Source organism: Chryseobacterium sp. 22458 (assembly GCF_052044975.1).
Classification (GTDB): Bacteria; Bacteroidota; Bacteroidia; order Flavobacteriales; family Weeksellaceae; genus Chryseobacterium.
Window position 1 is genome coordinate 109,146 of record NZ_JBQEOA010000001.1, and the last position, 20,075, is coordinate 129,220.

The following is a 20,075-nucleotide window of genomic DNA, read 5'->3' on the forward strand; positions in this document are numbered from 1 at the left end:
AAATTTATTTTTTATTCTCAGAAATTCTTTTGGAATTGAAATCTCCGGAGTTGTTATAGAATGTGTATTCAGAAAAATCATCTTTCGCTGTCATTCCGTTGGCTCCTACAAGGGTAGAGCCGTCTTCCATGGTAACGAACACTGTATCTTTGGTATAGATCCTCTTTTTTCTCTGATCCCAGAAGATGCTTTGCATTGCAAACTTTTGGCCTTCATTGGTGGTGATTCTTACGTTGCCTTTAGCTTCGTAAAATTGTTTATAATCGTAAAATTTAGCGTATTTTGCCTTGATCGTTCCCGGGATTTTTGGTTTTTTCTTATCATAAAACTGAATATCAACTCCTCTTCTGGCAACAGTATAAGGACTGTCAATCAGCTCATATTTTTCTATAATAGGAGCTTTTGCCCTGAGGATGATAAATCCGGAGTCACGCTGTACGATATTGGCATTATTAATGATCTGTGAAGGAAAGTTTTTACTCTGATTCCCTTTACTTTTGGTAAGGTCTTCTTCACAGGATGTCAATATAAAAAATATAGCACAACTAAAAAGGCATGCTATATTTTTATATGATATTTTTTTTGAAAAATTCATTCTAGTTATAAAGAGTCTTTCTGAACCATTTATCAGCAAAATTGAAGCCGACTCTCAGGTTGATAAAATTCTGGTTGATCAGATTGTTATTAAGAGTTCCTCTCTTACCCACTTCTAATCCTATTTCAAGACCACTCATTCTTGTAATACTACTGTTTTTGAATGGTAACATTACTCCAGCAGAAATACCGAATTTGTTGATGCTGTTCCCTTCAAGCTTCAGATTTCCTCTTTCATAGAAAGCTCCATATCTGTAGATTACTCTTGAGAAATAATTTCTGAAGTTATTGTAGTTGGGAAGGTACCATCCTCCGGCAGAAATTCTGTAAGTATCCTGGAAGTCTATCGTTTTCCCGAAGTAAGAAATATCTTCTCCTTTTTTATAATCAAGCTGTCCGGAAACAAACCAGTGATTTTCACTTCCGTATCCGGCTCCTAATGAAACCTGGAAAGGGATAAGATTTTTAGAACTTACACTTTTCTGATCCAGAACGCTGATGCTTTCAGTGATTTTAGTACCGGCTTTTTCGTCAGCATATCTATAGGTACTGTTGGTATAATCCGTTGTTGCATTACTGGTATTTCCAAAAGTAGCAGTAGCACCCAACGTCAGTTTTTTATCCGTACGGGTATTGATCGTCTGGTAGCTTGTACCTAAAGTAAAATTAAAGTTTCTGATTCTGTTTTTAGTTTCATAGCCATTAACGTACTCAGTACCTACTGCACGGAATTCATTAAGATCATTCAAATCCCCGAAATAAAGGTTAGCTCTTGCACCTACAGAGAATTCCTGACTGATTTTATAGGCAACGGCAAGCTGGGCAATATTTACGGTTCCGTTTCCTTTGAAATTATTTCTGTACAGAAGAGCTCCGTCCGCATCCTTTTGATCCGTCTGGATGTCATAGCTTTTAGAACTGTAAGGCTGGTAAGAGATTCCCATTTTCACTTTTGGAGATAATGGAAATGCCAGTGAAATATTGGAAAGGTACGTAGAATGCTTTGTAGATTTCATATCGTTATAGTTCGATTTGAAATAATTGTTTTCGTTGGTAGCTTCCAGTCTGATACTTGTAAGTTCAAAATTGGCGTTGTTGGCCGGGTTGGCAAAATTGAAACTGCTGGTAAAGTCGCTAATAAAAGCTGTTGATATACCTCCCATGGAAGCAGTTTCGATCGTATTATCATATTTTACATCTCCGATTCCGTATGCAGCATAAGGAGAGTTACTTAGACTCTGTGCATTTAGAAAATATCCAACTGATATGAATGATACTACAAAGATTTTTTTCATTCTTTCTTTTTAAAACAATGCGCAAATATCTTAAATATTAATGAATTGTAAAAATTATATGTGGTTAAAGTTTGTTAAGGCCCGGTATAATGGGAAATTTTGAATCTTTACAGATTATTTATGCCAATTGCGAATAGTTATTTTACAATGTTTTTTGATTTTTTCAGGCTGAAAACTGATCTTTAACTTTGTGAAGCAAAAATTGACCACCGGTTATCATGATTCACTTTGCGTCAGCAAAAATTCTTTATCTTTGAAACATGAATTGGGAGAATATCGCCGGACAGGTGAATCTGAAAAAACTTCTTAGAGAAAGTATTGCCGAAAACAGAGTGAGCCATGCCCAGCTTTTCGTAGGAAAAGAGGGATACGGGACATTACCTATGGTATTGGCTTATGCAAAAGAGATTTTAAGTCAGGAAAATGAGCATGCTGCCGCAAAGGTAGAACATCTCAATCACCTGGATCTGCATTTCAGCTTTCCTGTTTTTACCGATAACAGAAACTCGTTAAGCAAAAGTAAATTTGATGAATTCAGGGACATGATCCTTGCTTCACCTTACGCAAGCTATGACGACTGGACTGCCTTTCTGGAATCTGAAAATAAACAGCTATTTATCTCGGCAGATGAAGTGGATGACCAGAACCAGAAATTTTCTTTGAAAAGCTTTGAAGGCGGAACCAAAATTCTCATCGTGTGGAGGGCCGATAAAATGAATGTTGCCGCCTCCAACAAATTCCTGAAATTCCTGGAAGAGCCCCCTGCAAAGACCATTATTCTTCTTACGGCAGAAAATACCAACGACATACTTCCTACTATTCTTTCCAGAACACAGATTGTAGAAGTTCCCAGAATACAGGATGAAGACCTGGAACAATACCTTAAACAGAATCATTCCGTAACTGATGAAAAGGTGCGAGAAGTAGTACATGAAGCTCAGGGAAACCTTAATGAAGCCATAAAACTACTGAAGTCAGGAGATAAGACCAATGAATTTGAACAGTTATTTGTACAGTGGGTGAGGGACGCATTTATGGTAAAAAAGAAACCTGCCTATCTCAAGAGCATTATTTTCTGGGCAAGGGAAATTGCAGGATGGAACAGAGAAAAGCAAAAAAACTTTTTAAACTACTGTTCAGAGATTTTCAGATTGGCGTTGCTGCAGAATTATCAGTCTGAAAACCTGGTGTACAAAAAAATCAATGCCAACGGATTCAATTGGGACGGGTTTTCAAAATATATAAGCGGTGCCAATATTGAAAGTATTCTGGAAGAAATCAATGCGGCTGACCTGCACCTGACCCGGAACGGAAATCCTAAAATCATATGGACAGATCTTGGAATCAAACTGTCAAGATATATTCACAAGAGTGTATAATATATAAGCTAAACTCCGGGAATCTCCGGAGTTTTATTTTTCAGTTACTTTTTATTAAGCTGCCTTTTTTATTTTGGAAGTCTTCTTAGAAGTGTTGCCAGCTGTTTTTGCTTTGATGTCACAATCTTTGTGATGTCCGTCAGTACATGATTTTTTATCTTTCACCGAACATTCCTTTTTATCTTTTCCTGCACAGCATCCACCTTCTTTAGGCTTTTCCTGAGCATAGCTGAATGTGAATAAGCCGATGGCAAGAACTGAGATTATTTTTTTCATGGTCTAAAATTTTAAGTAATCTAATGTAATATTTTTTCGCTTACCTACGAATTTTTTAATGAGGCCTGGAATTCCTGAAGCTCTTTTTCCATAAAATCAGGATCATTGAGCTGTTTCCGCATTGATTTAATATTGCCTATGGTACTTTCCAGAGCCGTTTTGAACCACGGAAATTCCTGGCTTAAAGAGGTCAGCTTTGCAAGTGCTCTCAAAGAATTATCAGTTTGTGATAGCTGTACCGCATGCTCATATCTGAAGACAGGGCAGTGATAATATTCATCTGCAATATAATCCCAGGCATCATTATCAGCTTCAGTATTCATCAGATACAGCATCGCAAAGATGGAGGAGTCTGTATACCCTTCAGAAAATTTAAAACAGTCAAAAACAGATTCAGTATCATTACGCTGTATCTTTTTGTCAAGTACCTCATGAAACAGCTGATGGGAAAGCTCTTTTTCAGAATGACTTCCTATGATATGAAGTACCGTTGCATATTCTACTTTTACGGAATCATCTTCTGGATGATCATGATAGGCAGTTTCAATATAGTTTTTAGCAGATGGATTATTCAGCAGTGCCCTGTGTAATCTTGAAAGTGAAACGAGCTCTTCCTTGCTGAGACGTCTTTTGTCAGACATCTTTTCTTCAAAATAACGGAAAGCCTTTTTAGGATAACGGTCCTTTGTATACCTTTCAATCATCTGCCAGTCTTCAAGCTTTTCAATTTGAGACTCATCCCAGAAACGGTAAAATAATGAGATGCGGTCCCATTTTGACTGAATGCCCTTCCATTCTCTGAAAAGATCCCCATACGCCTGATGTGCAGGACAGGGGTTACCTTTCTCATCCTGGATCTGAAGGTTGATATCAAGAGAAGGATCACAATAATACCTTTTGAATGCTTCAATGATTTCAAGATCGAAGAGATTCCCTTCTTCATTTATTGAGGCAACTGTTTCTTCCGGTGCGATAATTGTCTCTTCTTCTGGTGGAACTGTTGTTTCTTCTGGTAATGCAGCCGTTATCACGTCATCAGGAGAATCCATGGCAAAAGTTACTTCGTTTGTCTGATCTTTTTTCTTCTTCCTCTTAAAAAGGAAATCAAATAAGCCCATAGAAATTGTTTTTGTAAATATAATATCTTTTTTTACACTATTAAAGTCAGGAAGATTGAAGCTGTAAGAGGGAAGTTATCAAAGTCTTTAGATGAACTGTAGCAGTAAAGTTTTACTCAGGTTTATTTTATATAGTAAGTCCTCGGAACTTCCAGCCTTTTCTTATCCATTTATAGAAACAATCTTTTATCTGCAATACATTAAATCTATCTTAAAAAATCAATCAATCGTTTGATTTGTTTAGAAACTTGTGTAAATTTGCGCCCTGAAAAATGAACACAGACATGATTTCAAAAGAAGAAAATATATTATTCGCTGCCGAAAAGCTCTTTGCTGAAAAGGGTTTTGAAGGAACTTCAACCCGGGAAATCGCAAAGGCAGCTAATGTAAATATCTCTATGATCTCGTATTACTTTGGTTCCAAGGAAAAACTTTATGAGAAATTGGTAGAGTACAGAATGAATGAAGGTCAGTTTTTTTCAAAAGACCTTTTGGGAAGAACCGATATCAATGAGTGGCAGAAAATTGAAAGAGTAATTGATCAGTTTTCTAACAGGATCCGGACTCAAAAATGCTTTTACAGGATTATGCAGAGAGAGCAGTTGCATACCAAGAATCCTCAGATTGTAGAATTTTTGAAGCAAACCAAAATGGGATTCCTTTCTATGTATTCACAAATACTGGAAAGTGGCCTTAAAAATGGAATTTTTACCAAAAACCCACCTATTTATCTGTTGCATTCTACCGTAAGCGGAACTTTGTTTTATGCATTCAATGCGAAAGAAATGTATAAAGAGTTCCTGAATGAAACAACTGATGAAGAAGCTTTTGATGAAAAATACTATACAGAACTTAATAAACATATTAAATATTTACTAAAAGACCTTCTAGGTTATGAAGAGAATAAATAACTCAGTGATTGCATTATCACTATTCGTCGGAATAGCAAATGCAAATGCTCAGGAGAAAAAGACCCTTTCTCTTGACGAAGCTGTGCAGCTGGGAATCCAGAACAGCAAAAATCTCAAGATCGATGCAGCCAGGATCGAAGAGGCTACAGCTGATCTTCTGGAAGCTAAGAACAGACAGCTTCCGGAATTGAAAGTTTCGGGAAGCTATATGTACCTTCCCATAAAACCGAATGTTGATATTAAACTTCCGGGGCTTTCCGGCGGTGCAGGCGGTCCGGAAGTACACCAGGTGCTTTACGGCTCGGCTAATCTTAGCGTACCTATTTATAGTGGTGGAAGAATCAAATATGGAATTCAGTCTGCAAAATATCTGGTGGAAGCTTCCAAACTGAGCACTGAAAATGATAAGACGGCAATTGCTTATAACGTAGCTCAGGCTTATAATAACCTGTTTAAAGCGAATCAGTCGATTAAAGTTTTTGAAGAAAATCTTGCGGCTTCTCAGAAAAGAGATGAAACGTTCCTTAAAATGGAAAATAACGGTTTGATTGCAAGAAATGACAGATTAAAAGCCAATCTTCAGACTTCCAATATTGAACTTCAGCTGCTTGAAGCGAAGAACAATTACAATATTGCCAATATCAATATGGATCTCTTACTGGGACTTCCTGAAACAACGGAAATTGAGGTGGATCAGAACTACATTGAAGAAGGTTCGGAAGTAAAGCCTGTTGATTTCTACGTGAATGAAGCAAGAGAAAACCGTAAAGACCTGCAGGCATTGGTTCAGCAGAGAAAGGCAGCAGAATTGGGAACAAAAGCAGCGAAAGCAGAAAACCTTCCGTCAATTGCATTTACCGGAGGATATGTAGCAGCAGATATTCCCAAGTTTCTTACCGTATACAATGCGATCAACGTAGGAGTTGGAATTTCTTATAACCTTTCCAACCTTTGGAAAGAAAACTCATCGTTGAGACAGTCACAGGCGAGAGAAAAACAACTGGCCGCTACAGATGAATTATTGAATGACAATATCAAGCTTGACGTCAACAGAGAATATCAGAATACCGATTATTCTAAAAAAAGGATCATTGTTTTCGAAAAGTCAGCAGAGCAGGCTAATGAAAACTACAGAATTACAAAAAACAAATATGACAACGGTCTTGCAACCATGACGGAATTATTGGATGCAGACGCCGCCCAGATTGCTGCCAATGTTGGCGTGATCAATGCCAAGGCAGATGCAGCACTGGCATACAGAAAACTATTACAGACAACAGGAACTTTAACAATTAAATAATCAGACCGAAACCAAAATGGAAAATAATAATACACAGACAGCTGAACCTAAAAAGAAAAAAAGCTTAGTTTTTCCTCTCATTTTAGCAGCTGTAGTAATAGGAGGTGGTATCTATGGGTACAGAGCCTATACATACGGACAGTACCATGAAGAAACTGACGATGCTCAGATTGCCTCTAATATGGCTCCGGTGATTTCTAAAATTTCAGGGTATGTAGCCGAAGTAAAGGTGAAAGACAACCAGTTTGTAAAAAAAGGAGATACGTTAGTGATTTTGGATAACAGAGATCAGAAAATGGCTCTTGAACAATCTCAGGCAGCTTTGACAACCGCAAAAAGCAATATTTCTACTGCCGAAGCAACTACCACTGCCACTTCTAAAAATATTAACAGCTCGGAAGCTGCTGTAGCAACAGCTAATGCACAAATTGAAGCTGCTAAAGTAAACGTCTGGAAAACTTCACAGGACTTAAAGAGATATGCTAACCTTGTAAAAGATCACTCTATTACAGAACAGCAATATGAGCAGGCATTGGCAGCAAAACAATCTGCTGACAAACAGCTTCAGGTATTGGTAGAACAGAGAAACCAGATCGCTCAGCAGACTACCATTGCTTCTTCTCAGACAGCAGCAAGTTCCCAACAGATCAGTGTGGCAAATTCTGTTGCGAAGCAAAGAGAAGTAGATGTAGAAAATGCAAAATTAAATTTGTCATATACCGTAATCCTCGCTCCTGAAGACGGATATGTAGGAAAAGTACCTACTCAGGCAGGGCAGTACCTGCAGGCTGGTGCACAGTTATTCGCTTTGGTGAAGAATGACCAGAAATGGGTAGTGGCCAACTTTAAGGAAACGCAGGTAGATAAGATGGTAGAAGGACAGAAGGTAAAAATTGAAATTGACGCCTTCCCCGATAAAGAATTTGAAGGAGTGGTAAGCTCATTCTCTCCGGCTACAGGAGCTACTTTCTCTATTCTGCCTCCGGATAATGCGAGCGGGAACTTCGTAAAAGTGGTTCAGAGACTTCCTGTAAAGATCAATTTTGTAAATCTTGATAAGAATATTGCAAAAAGATTGAGAACAGGAATGAATGTGAAGGCAGAAGTTTCACTTAAATAATTAAAGAATTTAGAGATTAAAAATTAATTGATCGTAATAATGAAGATTAAAAAATGCCGGCGGACAGCGAATGGAGGAGCAGTCTTTAGAATTTCAATCAGTTAAACAGAAATTCAGACTTCGTCAGATGGAGCCAGATAATAGGAAAGATGCGCTGATTTCTGAATTTCTAAATCTCTTAAATCTTTAATAAAAATTAAAAACATGCAAGATTCATTAGTAGAATATGGAGCACGGAGAGTGATCATTACGATTACCGCTATTCTTTGTGCCCTTCTTGAGATTGTAGATTCCACCATTGTGAATGTGGCCCTGAATGAGATGAAAGGGAACCTTGGAGCTACACTTTCAGAAGTGGGTTGGGTAATTACTGCCTATGCAATCGGAAACGTAATTATCGTACCGATGACCAGCTGGCTTTCTCAGCAGTTCGGGCGTAGAAATTACTTTGCCGCTTCCATCATAATATTTACGATATTTTCATTTCTCTGCGGGAATGCAACCAATATCTGGGAACTGGTATTTTTCAGACTCATGCAGGGAATTGGGGGAGGAGCCCTTTTGGTAACTTCACAAACAATTATTACGGAGTCTTATCCGATTGAGAAAAGAAGTATGGCACAGGCCATCTATGGATTGGGGGTAATCATCGGGCCTACACTAGGACCACCACTTGGAGGATATATCGTTGACAATTACAGCTGGCCTTATATTTTCTATATTAATATTCCCATCGGGATTGCGGCCACTTTGATGACGTTACAGTTTGTAAGAAGTCCTAAATATGCAGAAAAACGTAAGGTTTCTGATGTAGACTGGATAGGAATCGGTTTATTGGCGGTCACTGTAGGATCATTACAGTTTATTCTGGAAAGAGGTCATGAAGAAGACTGGTTTGAAAGCGGAATGATTGTAGCCTTTACGGTGGCAGCCATCTTAGGGTTTATATTGTTCCTCTGGCGGGAACTTACCTTCAAATATCCGATCGTGGAGCTCAGAGTACTGAAAAATGGAAACTTAAGAATCGGAACGGTGATGTCATTTGTTTTGGGATTTGGGTTGTACGGTTCAACATTTATCGTTCCGCTTTATACACAGAGTATTTTGGGCTGGACGGCACTTCAGTCGGGAGCGTTGATGATTCCGGCAGCACTGACAACAGCATTTATGATGCCTATCATTGGGCGGTTACTCACAAAAGGAGCCAAACAGCAGATTCTGGTTTCATTAGGATTATTTATCTTCTTTGTCTATAGCTTCTGGGGCTATAAAATCCTTACCCCGGATACCAGTAAAGATGCTTTCTTCTGGATGCTTATCGTGAGAGGGGCAGGTCTAGGCTTATTGTTTATTCCGATTACCTCTTTATCATTAAGTACGCTTAAGGGGCAGGAAATTGGCCAGGGAGCAGCTTTCACAGGAATGATGAGACAGCTGGGAGGATCTTTCGGGATTGCAGCCATTACCACTTTCATTGCGAATGCAGGCCAGAAATACAGGAATAATCTGATTTCCCATTTGGATGAGAACAGCTTTGAAGTTCAGCAAAGACTGGCAGCATTAAAAGCCAATTTTGTAGCCAAAGGAATGACTCCTGATGCCGCCATGAATGCCGCTTATAAAATGCTCGATCTCTCAGTAACCAAGCAGGCAACAGTACTGTCCTATATGGATGTATTTCTTTACCTCGGGGTAATATTTTTAATATGTATTCCGTTTATCTTATTTATTAAAGAAAGAAAGAGTAAAGAAAAAATAGATTTGAGTGAAGCCATGCACTAAAATTTTAATTAAAACCTTCGGATTTTCCGGAGGTTTTTTTGTTAAATGAGATTAAGCAAAATGCAGACACTTAATTTTAACCAAGCAAGAGTGAATTTTCCGGCTTGAACAAATTCCTTTCTCCTTCCTTCCGGCTTCCCCTACCATTAAACATTATGACTATATTAATTAATTGTTTCTTTTTGTTAAAAATAATATCACATATTGGAGAGTTTATTTCTTTTTTTTAAATTTACGCTACAAAATGAAAAAATATGAATAGATTCCCTCACCTTCAAAATCCTTTTCTTAAAAGGTACGGACCGGAGTATTCCGCCAGGTTCTTATGGGAAAGTTGCCCTTAGATTATAGATTTACCCATGCTCATGGAGTATACTTTTGCCTTATTTGATAATGCTCAATACAATGTTTCTGATAGGCATTATTCAGCTGCATTGATTTTAGATTTATTTTTCTTCAGAAAACTTATACCATTTTACATATGAATCAGATACAATTACCGGAAACCTATGCCGCATTATCGGATTTCAGGAAGAATGACGTTTATCTTCCTGAAATGGATCAGGAGCAGCTTATTTCAGATTTTTTTCCCGGAACATTTAAAGAGCTTACCCAGCGCCTCTCAGATATTACAGGAGTATTTTATGGAGGAATGCTCAAACAGGCCGGGAAGCTGTATGGAGCCGAAGCTATCGAACAGCTTTCCAGTACCTTTATGTATGATCTCGGATCACGAATGACACTGAGAAATCTGGAAACCAGACCTGATCTGCAGCCCGGAATTCCCGCCGTCGCAAAAATACTCATAGGAGCAGTTTTTACATCCAGTCCCGAATATAATTTTGAGTTTAAAGAATTAAATGACCACAAAGCTGAACTACTGATCAAAGGAGTAGACCGCTACCACAAAATCACCCAGAGCCTTCAGATTGCAGGCCTGCTGAAATGGCCGGTCATAAAACCTTTCATCCAGGGAGTCTGCGATACTATGGGGCTGGATGTTTTTATTGAAATGAAAGTGCTGAAACTTGATATAGACAGTACTTGTAGCTATTTGACTGTAATAACGGAAAAATAGAAAAAAAACAGAAGATAAAAGATTTTGTCATTACATATCCATATTTCTTATCATTAAGAGCGGGCTAAAGGTCCGCTCTTATTATTAAATTCTCATTCCATTGGTTTTAGACAAAATTTAAAAAATTAAAATGTTGAAATATGCAGAGGATTTGTAAGTGTTCAAAAAGCTGTCCCTATCCTTGCGCATTCCAATAAAATTCATAATTTTCTATCTGATTTCCTCTGTCCATTCAATTCCGCTGATATCGATCAGTTTCAATGTATGGATTTCCTCTTTCTGAAGAATATCACCAATTCCGATGCTGATATCTGCCTTTGCACCCAGTGGAATGACAAGGCTGTGTTTTCCGGGTTTCACTTTGGCAACATAATGGTTCCGAATATTGTCTTTTGAAAACTTGGAAAGCTCTTTATGATCCATTTCCTTTAAAATATTCCCGTTTTTATCCAGAATATGAAGCCCAATGAGGAAAGAACCATACACATCGGCTCCTTCTGTCCTGTAAATCTCGAATTTCAAATCCGAATTATTGTGGGAAATATTGGAAATTTCCACCTTAGGTTTTACAGATTTATTATGAAGCGTACCCCAAACCCCGCCATGAAAATGTTGATTGGTATAAAGCGTAAGCCCGAAGATCATCAGCGAACCGGCCAGAATTAATGTTTTTGGTCTGTAAACAGGAAGATTTCCCGAACCCAGCCATGAAAACCACCCGGTCTGCGTAAAACTTTTCTTCTTTTTTATGAAGAAATAATCCAGGGAATAGGGCCCGCTTCCTGTGAGAAAAAGTACGAATCCTCCGGCAATACCCAGAACTCCGATCTGCCATTCATCTAAACAGGTAGTTCCCAGCCAGCCGGACCCCAGTAAAATTCCCAGCGCCAGGCTAAAGATCCCGATACTCATCAGCCGGGTCAGTAATCCCAGAATAATAAATAGCCCAACGACAGCTTCAATAATGGTAAAAATCATCATCGACCGTTGTAAGGCATCAGGATGGGTCACCAGATATTCGATAACCGGTTTGATTCCTAAAGCGTTGGGTAAAAAATGGTTGAATTTTTCTCCGATATATCCTTTTTCATCAGGAATAAGCTTGTTTTCGAGGATAAGTCTGCGCCAGAAAGCTGAAAAGTAGGTCCATCCGATAACCATTCGGAGAGATAAAGTATAAAGTCCGGCCAGGTCAGAAGACTGGCTGTTGAAAGTTTGTTTCATTGAAATGTATATTGTTTGATAAAAAAACTGATTAAATCTGATTTAAAAAAAATTTAAACCAGGCTTAATTTCAGTCTTTTAAACAAAATATACTTCGGAGGACTGTTTCCCGTAGAATGTCCTGAATATTCATTGAAAGAAATTTTCTCTTCCTTTCTGTATTTTGCTTTAGGGGTGAAACCGGATACAAAACCTTTGTTCTTTGCAGTTTGAGCTTTAGAAACCGAAACCTGAGAAGAAACCGAACCTGTATCACAACTGAAAGAAGGTCCTGATGTAGTTTTCACCTTATTCAGACCACTGATATACTGAATGTCAAAAATATCAAGCACATTCCTTTTCACAGAACATGGCGATAGTGAAAACACCAGAATAAGCATTGTGATTATGCTTTTATAGGTCTTCATATATAGTGTTGAATTTGACATCAATACAAAACTACACTTTATTTTAATTTCAGCTTCATAAATTCTAAAAATTCCTCCTGCTGGTCTACAAATAAATAATGGGAGCAGTTATCAATCAGTTTGAAATTACTCTTTCCAACGATATCGGTAAGATCGGCAAGTTGTTTTTCTGAGAAGATTCCATCATTCTTACCGTAAACAGCAAAAACAGGAACACCTTTTTTTCTGATATCTTTCAATACGGATCTGTTGTCCAGGTTATTCAGTGGTTCATTCTGATAAAATTTAATTGGAGAATTTGCATTTCTGATGTTGTTTCTGTAAAGTTCACCGTTTTTATATTCCTTTCTTAATCTTTCACTTTTCTGGGTAGGATGGGACATCTCAAAAAAGTTGAGCTTGCCTGCTATTTCATAACATCTTTTCCTGTAAGCAGCAGAGTTTTTATCAAGGTTTTCTATCTCTGAAATTTCCTTAAGCAGCGCCGGGTCATTTCTGAAATGTTCTTTTGCCTTTTTTAAGATATGATCATAAGTTTGCTGTTGAGTAAATAAAGCCCCTGCAAGGGTAAGCGAATTGACTTTTTCAGGGAATTTAGCCGTAAATAAAGTCCCGATGATCCCTCCGAAACTATGGGCTAGAATGTTGGCCTTTTTAATGTTGTAGGTTGTATAGAGTCCATTTAAATCATTAAAACTTTCGTTAAATGTCATGGAGGCACTGTCATCCTTAGAACGCCCTTCACCACGTCTGTCATACACGATTACATAAAATCCTTTTTCTGCTAATTGCTGTGCCGTGGTTCCTTCAAATAAGGTCGCATTTCCGCTCGGTCCGCCATGAATAAAAATCACTGCAGGATTCCGGCTGTTTCCATATGCCTTAGAATATAAATCCTGTGCGTTAAATACAGTGAAAAATAAGATGAAAATAAAAGAGATAAGAAATTTCACGATTATAATTTTGAATTTTCTAAACTACTAAATTTTTTCAAAAGTAATGAAAGGTATAGGAAGCTTATGACACCATACCCGGCAGAAATTCTGAACTACCAAGAAAAGCCTGCTTATCAGTGAGAATATTTTAATCGTCATAAATTCACGAGTTTTTCATTTTATTCATGTATTTATAGTATAAAAATTATATATCATTATCTTAAAAAAATGGTTTCTTGCTATCTATTTGTTTTCATCACATAAAAAAGGAATTAGTAGTCATCAATTGGCTAAGGATATGGACGTAACCCAAAAACCTGCATGGTTCATGCTTTCAAGAATTAGAAATGCATTTCAACCCGGTAGAACAGGAAAATTTGATGGTATTACTCAGGTTGAATTAGCATGTAAATATTTGAATTTAAATTGTTTAACATAATAAAATTTTTCTCAGTAGTTTGATTTATATATTTATATTTGGTTTTTAATTTTAAAATAATTACAATCATGAAAAATCTTAAGAAATTATCTCGAAATAATCTTAAAGACTTAACTGGTGGACGACCATATCCAGGAGTTCCTGGAAACTGTGGTGATGCTTGTTCATTAGGAGGAAGTAGTTGTGAACAATTTGGTCTTACATGTGGGTTATATTGGGTTTACGGTCCAAATGGAGATGCTACAAGTGGGTGTTTGAAATGTATTTAAAGAATTAACATGTTATGGGATGTATAGCTTTTGCATCCCGTACTTTTTTAGATAAAAGCTATTATTTTAAGATGAAAAAAATATTTTTTGTTTGTTGTTACTTTTTATATTGTAATTTTTTATCACAAAATATAACATTTGCATATGAGTTAAGGTACAAACTAAATTTAAATAAAACTGATTATAAGAATGAGCTTTTTTATTTGGATACTTCTGATAAAGAATCTCTGTTTCGTTCAGAGCATGATAAATATTCAGATTCTTTAATTGAAAAAACCGGTTATGGTTTAGGTCATAAATTACTTTACAATCATCAATATTACACTCATAAAAATTTATCTGAAAAGAAAATAAGTAAGATTATCATGACTCCTTTTTTTGGAGATGTATATTCTTTAGCTATAGAAGATTTAGATTGGAAAATTTTAAATGATAAATTAAGAATAGCAACCTTTAATTGTCAAAAGGCAGAGTTGACATATGGTGGAAGAAGATGGATTGCGTGGTTTACACAAGAAATTCCATTGCAGGATGGACCCTATATTTTTAATGGTTTACCCGGATTAATTGTTAGAATATCAGATGATAAATCAGACTACAATTTTGAATTAGTAAAAATTAGAAACAACTCAAACAAGATACCTTATAGAAAACCAGAAAAAGAAATTACTTGGGATGTTCTAAATAAATTAGAAAATAATTTTTATATTGACCCATATTCTGAAGTAAAAGCACGAAATATCCCTTATAAAACTGTAGATCAAAATCAAAATGCTATTTCAATAAGCATGAAGCAAATGACAGAAAATTTACAAAAGAATATTAGAGATACATATAACCCAATTGAATTAGATAAACCAATAAAATACGAAAAATAATTTTAACCAAACATACAAAATATAAGAGAAATCCAGCACTTGCTGGATTTCTCTTTAAAGACTACTTATACATATCTGCTAATTCAATTAGCATTTTAGTTTGAATTTCCATCATTTTTTCATCTGATCAATATTCCAATCACTTTCATTTTTTGAAGCTTCCATGCTTTTTTCTAAATCTTCTGCTTTTTTCATAAATAATTGATTTTTAGGTATGGTGCTGTTGTTTAATTATTTTGGTACATCATTATATATCATTATCAAAAATTATTTCTGCTGACTAACAGTTGTCATAATCCTGCCTTATCTTTATCGCATTAAATAAAAAAAACAGAAAATTTCGATGAGTTATTGCTTAGCCATAGACCGAATGCAGCCCGAAAGCAGAAAAGAACTGCACAAAAATTATCATGATAATTATTACGGATTTCCGATCCATGATGATAATGAGTTATTTGGAAGATTGATCTTAGAAATTAACCAAGCCGGATTAAGCTGGGAAACGGTCTTAAAAAAAGAAGAAAGCTTCAGGGCAGCCTATCATAATTTTGATATTCAGAAAATCGCTGCCTATACAGAAGGAGACCGTGAAAGACTTTTGAACGACAGTGGAATTATAAGAAATAAACTGAAAGTAAATGCAGCAATCGAAAACGCCCGAACGATCATTGAACTGCAGAAAGAATTCGGGTCTTTTGAAAAATGGCTGGAACATCACCATCCTAAGACCTTACCGGAATGGATGAAGCTTTTCAAGAAAACATTCAAATTCACAGGCGGAGAGATTGTGAATGAGTTTCTGATGAGTACCGGATACCTGAAAGGAGCCCATCATGAAAGCTGTCCGATTCACACCAAAGTATTGGCCGAAAAGCCTTTGTGGAAAAAGGTTTAAGGATCAACAAATAAGCTTAGATTCCTACAGAATCATTCTATTAATTGCAGAGGCTTCTATGGGTTATTCTGTAGCAATCTGATGGTAAAAAACTTCTATTAAGAACCATATCCTACATACTCAATATCTTTTTGGGTGAAAAATTTTTTAAAATTTTCTACCTCTTCATCTACTTGCTGTAAAGCATCTACAAGCAGGTGCTTTTGAAATGTCCAGGATTGTCCGCTATTAAGATTGGTCCATTTTATACGGCTATTTTCAAGATGTTCAACCTGAATTCCTCTAATCCAGCCACTACACTCAGGAATTCCGCAGCAACATGAAAATATTTTAAATTCACCATCCGCATCTATACTCTCATAAAATTCACTGATGTCAATAATATCTCCTTCTGCATAAGGCTTTTTATTGTTAAGTCTTATTTCCAGGTATCCGTGCATATAGACGTCGTTTTGACTGGTCTGAGATGCCACTACGATTAATTCCAGATAAAAAGTATCTAATTCCTCAGTCATTTTTTTAAGCTTTTTTCACCAATTCTTTATGCTCTGTTCCCCATTTTTCAAATTCAAGAATAATAGGTTTCAGTTTATACCCGATTTCTGTAAGCTCATATTCTACCCTTGGGGGAACTTCTGCATATACGGTTCTGGTAATAATTTTGTCTTCCTCCAGCCTGCGAAGCTGAAGCGTCAACATACGTTCTGTAATGTTCTGAAGACACTTTCTGAGTTCTCCAAATCTCATTTTTCCGTTGATCAGATAGCAGCAGATCGCAAGTGCCCACTGTCCGCCAATGATATTGGAAGCATACACCTCCGGACATTCGTCTGAAAGAGCTTTTTTATTGGCAAAATTGGTCGAGGTTTCCTTTATTTTAGTCATTACTTACTTTTTTTATAGTACCATACAATAGGTAGCTAATGTACAAAATGTACGGTACGTATCGTAATTTTGCTGTAGAAATTTAACATTAAATGAAAACCTTAATTATTGTAACCCATCCTGATATTGAAAAATCTGTCATCAACAAAAGATGGATTGAAGAACTGAAAAAATATCCTGAAAAATATACCGTTCATCAGTTGTACAAAGCTTATCCTGATGGTAAAATTGATGTAACCAGTGAACAGAAACTTATGGAATCTCATGATACAATTGTATTTCAGTTTCCATTTTACTGGTTCAGCAGTCCACCGCTTCTGAAACAATGGTTAGATGAAGTTATTTTGCATGGCTGGGCTTACGGAAGCAAAAGCGGTTATAAACTGGCGGGAAAAAGAATGACTCTGGCTGTTACTGCCGGAATTGATGAAGACGAATATACTGCTTCAGGAAAATATAAATATACAATGAAGGAGCTTTTCAGGCCTTATGAGCTGACCTTTGATTATATAAAGGCAGAATATAAAGAACCATTTGTCTATTACGGGATAGAGCGTGATTCTTCTGATGAATGGATTGAAAAGAGTGTCCCTATGTACCTTGATTTTCTGGATGCTCTATCGGCTAATAGCTTTGGTCAAGGTAAATTGGCCCTTCATAACTGCCAAGATTCTCTTTAATGTTCATCATGATTCCGGGAATATATTCATATCCTCCTTCAAGAAGATGTTTCATTTCATCCCGGTACATGTAATCAGGGTCCTGAAGGTAGGTGTTTAAGTGCTTTTCTGTACTGATATGCAGATTAAAAGAGGTATCAAACTGTGAGATTTCAAGTGATTGTCTCATTTGTTCTACATCAGATGATTCCTTATAAACAGCCACTTTAAAGGAAAGAAGAATAAGGTAATCAACCATAAGCAGAAGATCATTACTGCTTAAGATCCTGTCAATTGTCAGTTCCTGAGCATGATCAAGAAGCGGAATGTAAAATTTCTCTACGCCATTGGCAGTAAGGCCAAAGAATAGCGGAACCTCATACCGGGTCGTAAGATGCCAGATTCCGATGAATCCATGATGGGCAAATATTTCTTCATCTCCTTCATGATCATTCTGATAATACCAGGTAAACCAATCAAAAAGAGCAGTAAATTCTTCGTTTTCTAAAGTATAATCTTCTTGCTGAAGCTTTTTCAGAATATTTTCATAGGATATCGCTGAAAATTCACGCTCACACTTCAGAAAGTCATGAAAGTTTCCAAAACGTTTATCAATGATCTCCAGAAATACATCAGGAAGACTTGTATCTGAAACTTTCGGATACAGGTTTTCTCTGATCTTTGCTTTATCCAGTTTGTAAAATTCTATAAATCCACCCATTATTGCTCCTGATTACTATTAGTTTGATTTTTCTGATGGTTAATGTAATAGTCTGTCCATCTTTGGAAAAAGTAGCTCATCCATCATTTAAGGTTAATACTCTATTGATCATCTTTTTCTTCCCTGCAGCATTCACATAAGTATTTCATGATCTAATTTTAAACGAAAATACTTAAAAAACTTTATCCCACCGTAGGCGTATCCTCTTCCTTCAGGATTTTTTTCTCTTTCATAGAGAGCAGCATCCTTTCATATTTATATTTTTTCCAGTCAAACTGATTCAGAAAATCGAGGGCAGCCTGGAAACCTCTGTTGAAAAGCTCTTCCTTTTCCTCTTGTTTCATAAAGAAATTCAGCCAGCTGCTGGTTCCGCAGTTGACGGTCTGGATGCTGTAAAGTTTATAAAAACTATGTTTGGTAAGAAAGGTTTTGTCATTAAAACCTTTTAAAGTACTGATGATATTTCCGGCATAGCTGAAAGGAGTTTTCATGATTTCTTCACTCGTTTTTCCTTTTTCGGAAAGCATGTCGGAATCACTGGTAAGCTGTACCCCGAAAAGAGGCATTCTCGGATAAAAAACTTCATCTGCATGAAACAGATCAATTGGGAAATTGGAAATACTGCCGCCATCAATAAAGATGCCCACAGGATTTATATCATCCTTCCTGGTATTCATCCAGAATTTCCAGGCATATTTTACCGAATCGTCATTTCTGTTGATCTCTTTCTGAAAAGGCTCAAAGAAAAAAGGGACCGACATGGAAGCCCTTACAAACTCTGCGGGACTGATGTGCTTCAGTTCTTCTTCAGACCAATACAGATTGGCCATGGTGGGAAGTTCCACTTTTATTTTGGCATTAATATCAGTAGTGATGATCACATATTCCGACTGCAGCAGGTAAAAAGGATTGTTTTTGTAATAATCATTATTGGCGGCACTGTCATAGAAAATTTTATATCGGGTCTGATCAATATGCTCCAGGTTTTTTGTTTTGATATTTTCTATACTTTGAAGAGCCATTGTATAATATTCCTGGCCGTTTCCGTAGCGGTAGCTGAGGTTAAGGGCATATTCCTTTTGAATAAATTTCTCATTCAGATTAGCTACTGTTTTGATTCCGAAATTATCCAGGGCAGTTTTCATGGTATTCTGAAATACATTTCCCGGGTTGAGCCCGCTGTTTTCCTTTCTGAAATTGTTGTACAGCTTTTTGATACATAAAAAGAGAATAACAGCCGGAATCAGGGGAATTAAAAACATCAGCTTTGCGCTGAGTATGGTTTCCGAAGGAGCTGCAAAAGGAATGCTGACCAGGATAATGAACAGAATGGCCGCAATAATCGCATTGATCTTAAAGAAATCCTTATTGTTGAGCATCCCGTGAAGAGTAGTTTTTACATAGGTTTTCCCATCCATAAAATCTGAAAAATCCCAACTGAAAAGAATATCTTTAATGAGTTTGCTCTTAGGTTCTTCTTTGGTTTTGCAAGCTGCAATAAGCATGGTATTGATCGCTCCGGCACTTGTCCCCGCCACCTTCAGAAAACGGATTCCAAAGATTTCCAGGCCATAAAGATACCCTACAAGAGCACTTCCCCAAACACCGCCGCCTTCCTGTACAAACTCTATATACTGATTGCCCTCCTGGTCCAGAAGATCAGAAAACTCTTTGGATGAGATGTTTTCATGAAGAGCAGCAAGTTTCTCCTTAGATTCTTTAGAAAGAGATTCATCCTCCAGAATTGCATTAAGAGTTTCGGTTTTCATAGGCTCGGGGAGTAATATTTTGTTATTGCGTAACCCACAGGTGAAGCAATCTCTAAATTACTGTTTATTTCCAAACCATGAGATTAATTTATAGCAAAGACTGATAATCTTTGTATTGAATTCTCCTGCAGATTGAGAAAT

At 36.8% G+C, this 20,075-nt stretch carries 21 protein-coding genes and 1 pseudogene; 11 read left to right on the top strand and 11 right to left on the bottom strand.

What is annotated here, in order from left to right:
* Positions 1-4 precede the first annotated feature (4 nt).
* Both lptC and ACTJJF_RS00550 read right to left on the bottom strand, forming a co-directional pair.
* Positions 5-595: an LPS export ABC transporter periplasmic protein LptC gene (gene lptC, locus ACTJJF_RS00545; protein WP_312296438.1), complete on the bottom strand. Its 591-nt coding sequence runs from the start codon at positions 593-595 to the stop codon at positions 5-7.
* Between the two features lies 1 nt (position 596).
* Entirely contained in the window at positions 597-1,889 is a 1,293-nt protein-coding gene (locus tag ACTJJF_RS00550) for a hypothetical protein (RefSeq protein ID WP_312296440.1), read from the bottom strand.
* A gap of 260 nt (positions 1,890-2,149) precedes the next feature.
* Here ACTJJF_RS00550 and ACTJJF_RS00555 point away from each other — a divergent pair, with 260 nt between their 5' ends.
* Positions 2,150-3,268: a DNA polymerase III subunit gene (locus ACTJJF_RS00555; protein ID WP_440698301.1), complete on the top strand. Its 1,119-nt coding sequence runs from the start codon at positions 2,150-2,152 to the stop codon at positions 3,266-3,268.
* Between the two features lie 54 nt (positions 3,269-3,322).
* On the opposite strand, the gene ACTJJF_RS00560 is transcribed toward ACTJJF_RS00555, so the two are convergent.
* Together ACTJJF_RS00560 and ACTJJF_RS00565 are read right to left on the bottom strand one after the other, a co-directional pair.
* A complete protein-coding gene (locus tag ACTJJF_RS00560) occupies positions 3,323-3,544 on the bottom strand; it encodes a hypothetical protein (protein ID WP_440698302.1) in 222 nt (73 codons plus the stop codon).
* A 44-nt stretch (positions 3,545-3,588) separates the two neighbouring features.
* Entirely contained in the window at positions 3,589-4,662 is a 1,074-nt protein-coding gene (locus tag ACTJJF_RS00565; protein ID WP_440698303.1) for a hypothetical protein, read from the bottom strand.
* A gap of 272 nt (positions 4,663-4,934) precedes the next feature.
* On the opposite strand from ACTJJF_RS00565, the gene ACTJJF_RS00570 reads away from it, so the two are divergent.
* The 5 genes from ACTJJF_RS00570 to ACTJJF_RS00590 all read left to right on the top strand — a co-directional run bounded on the left by ACTJJF_RS00570 (position 4,935) and on the right by ACTJJF_RS00590 (position 10,853).
* Entirely contained in the window at positions 4,935-5,573 is a 639-nt protein-coding gene (locus tag ACTJJF_RS00570; protein ID WP_312296444.1) for a TetR/AcrR family transcriptional regulator, read from the top strand.
* Positions 5,557-6,873: a TolC family protein gene (locus ACTJJF_RS00575; protein WP_440698304.1), complete on the top strand. Its 1,317-nt coding sequence runs from the start codon at positions 5,557-5,559 to the stop codon at positions 6,871-6,873. The genes ACTJJF_RS00570 and ACTJJF_RS00575 overlap by 17 nt, the downstream gene beginning before the upstream one ends.
* 16 nt (positions 6,874-6,889) lie before the next feature.
* Complete coding sequence (locus ACTJJF_RS00580) at positions 6,890-7,993, top strand: HlyD family secretion protein (protein ID WP_440698305.1); 1,104 nt, start codon at positions 6,890-6,892, stop codon at positions 7,991-7,993.
* A 204-nt stretch (positions 7,994-8,197) separates the two neighbouring features.
* On the top strand, positions 8,198-9,775 hold the full coding sequence (locus ACTJJF_RS00585) for a DHA2 family efflux MFS transporter permease subunit (RefSeq protein WP_440698306.1): 1,578 nt from the start codon (positions 8,198-8,200) through the stop codon (positions 9,773-9,775).
* Positions 9,776-10,256: 481 nt separating this feature from the next.
* Positions 10,257-10,853: a hypothetical protein gene (locus tag ACTJJF_RS00590; RefSeq protein ID WP_440698307.1), complete on the top strand. Its 597-nt coding sequence runs from the start codon at positions 10,257-10,259 to the stop codon at positions 10,851-10,853.
* 210 nt (positions 10,854-11,063) lie between these two features.
* On the opposite strand, the gene ACTJJF_RS00595 is transcribed toward ACTJJF_RS00590, so the two are convergent.
* The 3 genes from ACTJJF_RS00595 to ACTJJF_RS00605 are packed head-to-tail and all read right to left on the bottom strand — an operon-like array spanning position 11,064 to position 13,437.
* A complete protein-coding gene (locus ACTJJF_RS00595; RefSeq protein WP_440698308.1) occupies positions 11,064-12,077 on the bottom strand; it encodes a TQO small subunit DoxD in 1,014 nt (337 codons plus the stop codon).
* 53 nt (positions 12,078-12,130) lie between these two features.
* Positions 12,131-12,484 carry a hypothetical protein gene (locus ACTJJF_RS00600; RefSeq protein WP_440698309.1) on the bottom strand — a complete coding sequence of 118 codons (354 nt, stop codon included), beginning with the start codon at positions 12,482-12,484 and terminating at the stop codon, positions 12,131-12,133.
* Between the two features lie 38 nt (positions 12,485-12,522).
* Complete coding sequence (locus ACTJJF_RS00605) at positions 12,523-13,437, bottom strand: alpha/beta fold hydrolase (RefSeq protein WP_440698310.1); 915 nt, start codon at positions 13,435-13,437, stop codon at positions 12,523-12,525.
* Between the two features lie 202 nt (positions 13,438-13,639).
* Here ACTJJF_RS00605 and ACTJJF_RS00610 point away from each other — a divergent pair.
* The 4 genes and pseudogenes from ACTJJF_RS00610 to ACTJJF_RS00625 all read left to right on the top strand — a co-directional run.
* Positions 13,640-13,765, top strand: a pseudogene (locus ACTJJF_RS00610) (IS1595 family transposase); the annotation flags it as partial.
* A 161-nt stretch (positions 13,766-13,926) separates the two neighbouring features.
* Complete coding sequence (locus tag ACTJJF_RS00615; protein ID WP_440698311.1) at positions 13,927-14,127, top strand: bacteriocin-like protein; 201 nt, start codon at positions 13,927-13,929, stop codon at positions 14,125-14,127.
* A 71-nt stretch (positions 14,128-14,198) separates the two neighbouring features.
* Positions 14,199-15,005, top strand: coding sequence for a GLPGLI family protein (locus ACTJJF_RS00620; RefSeq protein ID WP_440698312.1), 807 nt, complete (start codon positions 14,199-14,201; stop codon positions 15,003-15,005).
* A gap of 343 nt (positions 15,006-15,348) precedes the next feature.
* The gene (locus ACTJJF_RS00625; protein ID WP_440698313.1) at positions 15,349-15,900 is read left to right on the top strand and encodes a DNA-3-methyladenine glycosylase I; all 552 of its coding nucleotides are present in this window, start codon (positions 15,349-15,351) and stop codon (positions 15,898-15,900) included.
* 98 nt (positions 15,901-15,998) lie between these two features.
* Here the strand turns inward: ACTJJF_RS00625 and ACTJJF_RS00630 are convergent, their stop codons facing one another.
* Together ACTJJF_RS00630 and ACTJJF_RS00635 are read right to left on the bottom strand one after the other, a co-directional pair.
* Complete coding sequence (locus ACTJJF_RS00630) at positions 15,999-16,415, bottom strand: hypothetical protein (protein ID WP_440698314.1); 417 nt, start codon at positions 16,413-16,415, stop codon at positions 15,999-16,001.
* Between the two features lie 4 nt (positions 16,416-16,419).
* Positions 16,420-16,785 carry a winged helix-turn-helix transcriptional regulator gene (locus tag ACTJJF_RS00635; protein WP_440698315.1) on the bottom strand — a complete coding sequence of 122 codons (366 nt, stop codon included), beginning with the start codon at positions 16,783-16,785 and terminating at the stop codon, positions 16,420-16,422.
* A 92-nt stretch (positions 16,786-16,877) separates the two neighbouring features.
* Here ACTJJF_RS00635 and ACTJJF_RS00640 point away from each other — a divergent pair, with 92 nt between their 5' ends.
* Positions 16,878-17,465, top strand: a complete 588-nt coding sequence (locus ACTJJF_RS00640) for an NAD(P)H-dependent oxidoreductase (protein ID WP_440698316.1) — start codon at positions 16,878-16,880, stop codon at positions 17,463-17,465.
* On the opposite strand, the gene ACTJJF_RS00645 is transcribed toward ACTJJF_RS00640, so the two are convergent.
* Both ACTJJF_RS00645 and ACTJJF_RS00650 read right to left on the bottom strand, forming a co-directional pair.
* Entirely contained in the window at positions 17,410-18,165 is a 756-nt protein-coding gene (locus ACTJJF_RS00645; protein ID WP_440698317.1) for a hypothetical protein, read from the bottom strand. The genes ACTJJF_RS00640 and ACTJJF_RS00645 overlap by 56 nt on opposite strands.
* A 182-nt stretch (positions 18,166-18,347) precedes the next feature.
* A complete protein-coding gene (locus tag ACTJJF_RS00650; RefSeq protein WP_440698318.1) occupies positions 18,348-19,934 on the bottom strand; it encodes a patatin-like phospholipase family protein in 1,587 nt (528 codons plus the stop codon).
* Between the last annotated feature and the right edge of the window lie 141 nt (positions 19,935-20,075).